The sequence below is a fragment of the Streptomyces hilarionis genome, assembly GCF_024539675.1.
Lineage (GTDB): Bacteria > Actinomycetota > Actinomycetes > Streptomycetales > Streptomycetaceae > Streptomyces > Streptomyces hilarionis.
The window spans coordinates 1-6,540 of record NZ_JAHHIT010000271.1; the positions used below are offsets into that span (position 1 = coordinate 1).

The window sequence follows — 6,540 nt, forward strand, 5'->3', positions numbered from 1 at the left end:
CCGCGAGCTCACTCCGGCCCCGGAGTCGCCCCTCGGGAGTCGCCCCCGGAGTGGTCCACGGCTCCCGGGGGCGCACCCGGGGGCCCGAGTCGCCCGTGGGTCCGGGCGGGACGACGTGTCCCGGGAGTGTGGAACCCGGCGCAGGGGTCAGGATGGTGGCATGTCAGATGCGTTCACCACCCGAGTCCTGTCCGTCGCCTCCGGCCCCCGGGAGAGGGTCGTCGACCTGACCGGCGACTGCGAGACGTTCCTGCGCGAGGCGGCCGCCGGGCGCGACGGCCTCCTGAACGTGTTCGTCCCGCACGCGACGGCCGGCATCGCGATCATCGAGACGGGCGCGGGCAGCGACGACGACCTGCTCGCCGCGCTGCACACCCTGCTGCCCGCGGACGACCGCTGGCAGCACCGGCACGGCAGCCCCGGTCACGGCCGCGACCACGTCCTCCCGGCGTTCGTCCCGCCCCACGCGACCCTGCCCGTCGTGGGCGGCAGGCTGGAGCTGGGAACGTGGCAGTCGGTCTGCCTGGTGGACACCAACAAGGACAACCCCGACCGCCAGGTCCGGCTGAGCTTCCTGGGATGAACGGGAGCGCATCCGGCGCCTGACGGTCGCACCACGGGTTCCGGCCGGGACGGCGGGACCGTCAGCGGCGCGGGCGTTCCAGGGTGAGGAGCAGGCCCTCGACCGCGCCGGGCCCGATACGGCCCTTGACGTCGGCGGAGGTGATGGCCTTGAGGGCCCAGCCGTCCTCGGCGTGCTTGTTCAGAACCTTCTCCAGCTTGTCGCTGTCGAGCGCGTCGCCGATCAGCGATTCGCGGAAGGTGACGACCTTGTACTCGAGTGCCACGGGGTTGCTCATGTCCGGGGGCCTTTCCTGTGCGGGACTGAACTGACGAACCGGGACCAGCCAACCACCGTTCGGCCCCCACGCGCGCGGCGGGGCCGAACTCCCGCGCGGGGCGGCCCGGTTCCGAGGCGGGGCGCCGGGAGACCGGGCGGTGGAACCTCGGCGGCGTCCCTCGCGGCGAACGCGGCCGGAAGACATCCTGAGCCGTCCCCCCGTCGTTCACCTCGGGCCGGGCCTGGGATAGGGTCCCCCCGGTTCCGGCTACCGATCGAAGACGCGCCGGTACGCGGAGTGTCGGAGGGGCGGGGAGCGATGGAATCCCAGGTGGGCGACGGTGGGACCGTGGACCTGGCGGGCGCGCGGTTGGAGACGCTGCCGCTCGAACCGCTGCTGACCCGGGACTACGAGACGCGCCCCGCGCTCGTGTACGAGCGGTTGCGCCGGCTCCACGGCCCCGTCGCGCCGGTCGACCTGCTCGGGGTGCCCGCATGGCTCGTCCTGGGCTACCGCGAGGCGCTCGACGTGCTCCAGGACGACGCCGGATGGCCCAAGGGCCTGGAGAACTGGCGGGCCCGCACGGACGGCGAGGTGCCGGCCGACTGGCCGCTCGGGCCGTCCCTCGAGGTCAACCACGTGCTGATCCAGGGCGGCCCCGGCTACCGTCCCCTGCGCCAGGCGTGGGACGCGGCACTCAAGCCGTTCCAGGACCCCCGGCATGCGCAGGCCAAGCGGCTGAAGACCGCCGTCACCGCCTACGCGGACGAACTCATCACCCTCGTCGGACAGGCGGGCGGCACCGGCCTGGCGGATCTGTCCGCCCAGTTCGCCCGGCCGCTGCCGCTGATGGTCGCCAGTCATCTCCTCGGCTTCCCCGGTTCGCAGGGCGACGACGCGCTCATGGACATGTGGCGGGTGCTGGACGCCGGCCCCGACGCCGAGCCCGCGCTGGAGCGGCTGCTCGCCGCGCTGGCGGAACTCGCGGCCGTGAAGCTGGAGAAGCCGGGGGACGACTTCCCGTCCTACCTGCTGGCGGCACACCCCGAGCTCTCGCTGGACGAACTGGCGCGCGAGCTGTTCATGCTGCTGGGCATGACCTCGGACCATGTCGGGATCCTGATCTCCAACACGGTGGTCGACGTCGTCTCCGGGGAGGGCGGCGTGCGGGCCAGCCTCTCCGCCGGAATGGTCCGGGAGAGCATGAACCGGGTGGTCATGCGCAAGCCGCCGCTGGTCAACTTCGTACCGCGCTTCGCGGCGAAGGACACCCCGCTCGGCGCGTACACGATCCGGGCGGGCGACCCCGTGTGGATCTCCTCCGCCGCGGCGCACGCCGACCCGCTCTTCGCCGGCAACGTGTGCCCGAGCACCACGGTCAGCACCCGTGCGCACCTGTCGTGGGGCGCCGGCCTGCGTCAGTGCCCGGCGCGCGAACTGGCCTCGACGGTCGCGGCGGTCGGCGTGGGCCGTCTGTTCGAGCGGTTCGCCCACCTGGAGCTCGCCCTGCCCGCCGACCAACTGCCCTGGCGCTCCTCGCCGTTCATGCGCGGCCTGCGCTCACTGCCGGTGCGCTACGAGCTCGCGCCGACGCCGGTCCGGCCACCGGCGGGCGACCAGGTCGCGGAGCCGTCCGGGGCGGCGCTGCCGGACCCGGCCGTCCGGCAACGCTCCTCCCTGTGGCGCTACCTGACGGGCCTGATCGGCGTCGGCCGCTGACCGGGACCCCTTCGCGGTACGCCCCGGCCGAGACGGCCGGGGCTGCGCCGTCGCCCGCCGCGCCCGCCGCCCGCCCGGTCCGCCACGGCTGCCCGGCCGCCCCGGCCCGCGTCCTGACACCGTCGCCCGGCCGCGCCGCGGCGCGTCCCGCTACGGCTGCCCGACGACTCGCGCCACCTCGACGAGGGCGATGTCAGGAGCCCGGGCGGTCGCGTTGGCGAAGGTCACGCGGTTGGCGCCCTGCTCCAGGTCGACGGGGACGCCCAGCGTCCAGAAGTCGTTCGCACTCCAGGTGTTCTTGAAGGTCACCCGGCGCGGCGCCGCGGCGCCGACAGTGATGTCCGCGGTACGGGACACGATGTCCGTGTTGTAGGCGTGGCCGTTGTCGCGGCGGTCGTCGTGGGCGTAGTGCACCACCAGCAGATGGCGGCCGGAGCTGGGCGCGAGCACCGTGAACTCGGCCGTGCGGGCGGGGCTGCCGCCCAGGTCGGCGATGTGGACCCCGCCGGGGGCGTGGGCGCGCGCGACCAGTTTCGCGCCCCCTGCCAGCGCGGCCGACGCGGCCCCGTACGACAGCACGCCTCGGGTCGAGCCCGTGCCCGACACGTCGAGCGCACGCACCGCCGCGTCCGCGGCGGTCAGGGCGACGCGGTTGTTGCCCGCCAGCAGGTACAGCCGCGACGGCACGTCCGGCGTCGCCGTCGTCCGCGTGCCGTGCAGGGTGAGCCGGACGGGCGCGGAGCCGCGCGCGGTCACCGTGTAGTAGCCGTCGCGCGGGGCGTACACGTCGAAGACCGCCCTGTCGCCCCTGCGCAGCACGAGCGCGCCCGTGCCCACGCCCGCCGACGAGGAGTAGTCGTACGACGGCCGGCCGGTGATGTCCGCGAGCGTGGCCTCGTACGACGCGGACGGGACTTCGGTGTGCGCGGTCAGGTCGATGCGGTCCAGAGCGACTCGGCCGTCACCCCGGGCGAGCGTCAGCACGTGGGCGCCGGCGGTCAGTTCGACGCCGAGGTCCTTCCTGGCGCGGTGCGCCTCGTTCAGGGTGGAGGGATACGTCACGGTGACCGGGTCGCCGCCGTCGACGAGCAGTCGCTGGGTGGCGGGGGCGCCGGACTGGTTGCCGTACAGGATCGCCAGGTCGTAGCGGCCGTCCGCCGGGACGGTCACCGTGAAGTCGACCCTGGCGCCCGCAGTGCCGGGAGAGCCGACGTCCTTCGTGCCGGAGGCCGCGTAGCCGCCCGCGTCGCTCACCGTGCCGTGCGTGCGGACCTCGCCGCCCGTCACGGTCGCGTCCTGCGCCTCGTACGACGTCGACCAGGGCACGGAGGCCGGGGCCGGGACGCCCGTGCCGCCCGGGGTGAGGACGATCCGGTACGCGGACATCCTGCGCAGACCCCGCATCGGCACGGTCACCGAGCCGTCGTCCGCCACGTCCAGGATCGTGCGGGCGAGGACCGGGGGAGCGGCGTGCCGTCCCTCGTAACCCGACCAGGCCGCTTCGGCGACGGTCGCGGTGACCCTGCGTCCGAGGACGGACCGCGGGAGGTCGCACAGCACGACGTCCGCGTCGCCGTCCGCGCCGCCGAGCAGGACCTGGGCCTGGCGGCGCGAGGCGTCGAACGAGGCCAGGCCCTGGAGGGTGTCGACGGCGTCGGCCCGCGGCGGGGTCACCCTCACCGTGTCCCCGGTCAGCCCCGCGTACCAACGGAAGAACCACCAGGCGCCGTTGGGGATGTCCGTGCGCACCACGACCCCGCTCATGTTGCCCGCCGCGTCCCAGTAGGCCTGGTTGGCGTGGACCTTGTTCCGCTCGAACATCGCCACCCACTGCACCAGTTGGCCCGGCACCGACAGATCACGCCGGTTGGCGTACTCGTCGATGCTGATCCTCAGCGGTGCGATGCCCAGCCGGCGCTCGATCGCGCGGCAGTCGTCGAGGTGCCCCTGGAAGTCCCGCAGCGAGTCGGGGCTCAACTCGTGCCACGTCAGGATCTGGGGCAGCACGTCCTCCCGCTGCGCGAAGGCGAGGAAGTCGGCCATCAGCCGGTGGTGGTAGCCCGTCTCGTTGGGTCCGGCGATCCTCGCTTCGGGGTCGATGGCGCGGATGCGCCGGTACGCCGTCTTCCAGTGCTCGAAGAACCGGTCGCGGTTCACCTCGTACCGCTCCTGCTCGGCGACGCCGAGGTCGTACCAGATCTGGTCCGGTTCGTTGAACGGGATGTAGACGAAACGGTCGCCGTTCGGGTCGGCCGAGACCTTCGTGACGATGTCGTCGACCCGGGAGAGGTAGTCGTCCAGGCCGATGTCCTCGTACGGCCAGCTCGCGCAGACGTCCTGCATCAGCACGTTGATCTCGCCGCCGCCGTTGCGGAAGAAGGACCGGGAGACGCTGAGCGCGTCGCCGCCTGGATGCTGGGCGCCGCCCTCCGGCTTCTGCGAGATGCTGGTGATCTTCAGCGGCTCCAGCGCGGCGTCGCCGGGCACGCCGTCGTCGCTGAGCCCGTACAGGGCTCCGTTAGCGCCGAGCGTCACCGGCCCCTCGGATGCGGCGAGACGGACGGTGAGGCGCTGCGGGACGGCCGGGGCCGCCGCGGGACCTGCTGCGGGGAGGTTGCCTGACATGGCGGTGACTCCAAGTGCGGCGGGGACGAGGGCGGTTCTCTTGCGAGTGCGACGGGGACTGCACGTGCGGGTGTGTGGGTGAAGGCGCGGGTGAGCGGCTGCGGAAGCACGGCCGGGGGCGTTCCCCGGCGTCCTGCGGGGCGGGTGCCGGACACGCTCCTTGGTCCTGTGTGCGCGTGTGCGCGTGGGGACGGGAGTGGTGTGGGCGCCGGACGGGTGGGCGCGTGGATGTGGGTGGGGGAGCGGATGCGGGCGGGGACGCCGGAGCGGGTGCTCAGTCGCGGGCGGGCGCCACCCCCGAGCTCTCGCGTACCACCAGCTCGGGCGGTGCGGCCGGGCGCGGGGCGATCTGCGCCGCCCCTTCCAGCGCCTCGTGCAGCAGCGCGAACGCGGATCGGCCGAGGCCGGCGAAGTCCAGGCGCACGGTCGTCAGGGACGGCGTGAGGTAGGCGGCGTGCGGGGCGTCGTCGAAGCCCGCCACGCTCACCTCGTCCGGCACGGACCGGCCCGCCTCGTGCAGGGCGCGCAGCACGCCGACGGCGAGGTCGTCGTTGCCGCACAGGATCGCCGTGACGGCGGGATCCGCGGCCAGGCCGCGGGCCGCCGCATGTCCGTCCGCCGGGCTCCAGCCGCCCCGCACCGGTCGGGGGCAGGGCGCTCCCGCCGCGCGGAGGGCGTCGCGCCAGCCCGCGCTGCGGGCCCCGGTGCGCCGGGTACCGGACGGGATCGCCACGTAGTGGACCGTCTCGTGGCCCAGGGACAGCAGATGCGCGGTCGCCTTGCAGGCGGCCTCGCGGTCGTCGGTCCACACCCAGGGGCGGTCCGACGCGGGCGGACGGGCGGGCGTCTCCACCACGCCGACGACGGGCAGTCCGGCGGGGACCGCGTTCAACGCCCGTACGCCGGCGGGATCGTAGGCGATCACGATCAGCCCGCCGCCGGTGTCCGCCGCCCGCTGGACCGCGGCGGCCACCGCGGACTCCCGGGCCGATTCCAGCACGCCGATCCCCACGGTGTAGGAGGCCGCCCGGGCGGCCTCCTCGATGCCCCGCAGGAGGGAGGCGTGACCGTGGCGGGTGGTGTCGGCGGTGAGGACGGTCACGACACGGCTCCGCCCGCGGGCCAGAGCGAGCGCGGTGGCGTTGCGCCGGAAGCCGAGCTCGTCGACGGCGGCGAGCACGCGCTCCCGGGTCGCGGCTCTGACGCTGGGGTGGTCGTTGATCACCCGGGAGACGGTCTGGTAGGAGACGCCGGCCGCTGTCGCCACGTCCCGGATGCTCGCCGGGCGTCCGGTGTGACCGGTCACGTTCATGGCGCGATTGTGACCGGTCACACCGGACGCCCGGCGAGCATC

5 protein-coding genes are annotated in these 6,540 nt (G+C 74.2%); 2 read left to right on the forward strand and 3 right to left on the reverse strand.

What is annotated here, in order from left to right:
- Nucleotides 1-160 precede the first annotated feature (160 nt).
- On the forward strand, nucleotides 161-583 hold the full coding sequence (locus tag KMS84_RS37360) for a YjbQ family protein (protein ID WP_256921001.1): 423 nt from the start codon (nucleotides 161-163) through the stop codon (nucleotides 581-583).
- Between the two features lie 61 nt (nucleotides 584-644).
- On the opposite strand, the gene KMS84_RS37365 is transcribed toward KMS84_RS37360, so the two are convergent.
- Entirely contained in the window at nucleotides 645-860 is a 216-nt protein-coding gene (locus tag KMS84_RS37365) for a DUF4177 domain-containing protein (protein WP_256921002.1), read from the reverse strand.
- A 300-nt stretch (nucleotides 861-1,160) separates the two neighbouring features.
- Between KMS84_RS37365 and KMS84_RS37370 the strand changes: the two genes are divergently transcribed.
- A complete protein-coding gene (locus KMS84_RS37370; RefSeq protein WP_256921003.1) occupies nucleotides 1,161-2,561 on the forward strand; it encodes a cytochrome P450 family protein in 1,401 nt (466 codons plus the stop codon).
- 150 nt (nucleotides 2,562-2,711) lie between these two features.
- Here KMS84_RS37370 and KMS84_RS37375 read toward each other — a convergent pair whose 3' ends face one another.
- Nucleotides 2,712-5,186: a CBM35 domain-containing protein gene (locus KMS84_RS37375; protein WP_256921004.1), complete on the reverse strand. Its 2,475-nt coding sequence runs from the start codon at nucleotides 5,184-5,186 to the stop codon at nucleotides 2,712-2,714.
- A gap of 274 nt (nucleotides 5,187-5,460) precedes the next feature.
- Nucleotides 5,461-6,498 carry a LacI family DNA-binding transcriptional regulator gene (locus KMS84_RS37380; protein ID WP_256921005.1) on the reverse strand — a complete coding sequence of 346 codons (1,038 nt, stop codon included), beginning with the start codon at nucleotides 6,496-6,498 and terminating at the stop codon, nucleotides 5,461-5,463.
- Nucleotides 6,499-6,540: the final 42 nt, after the last annotated feature.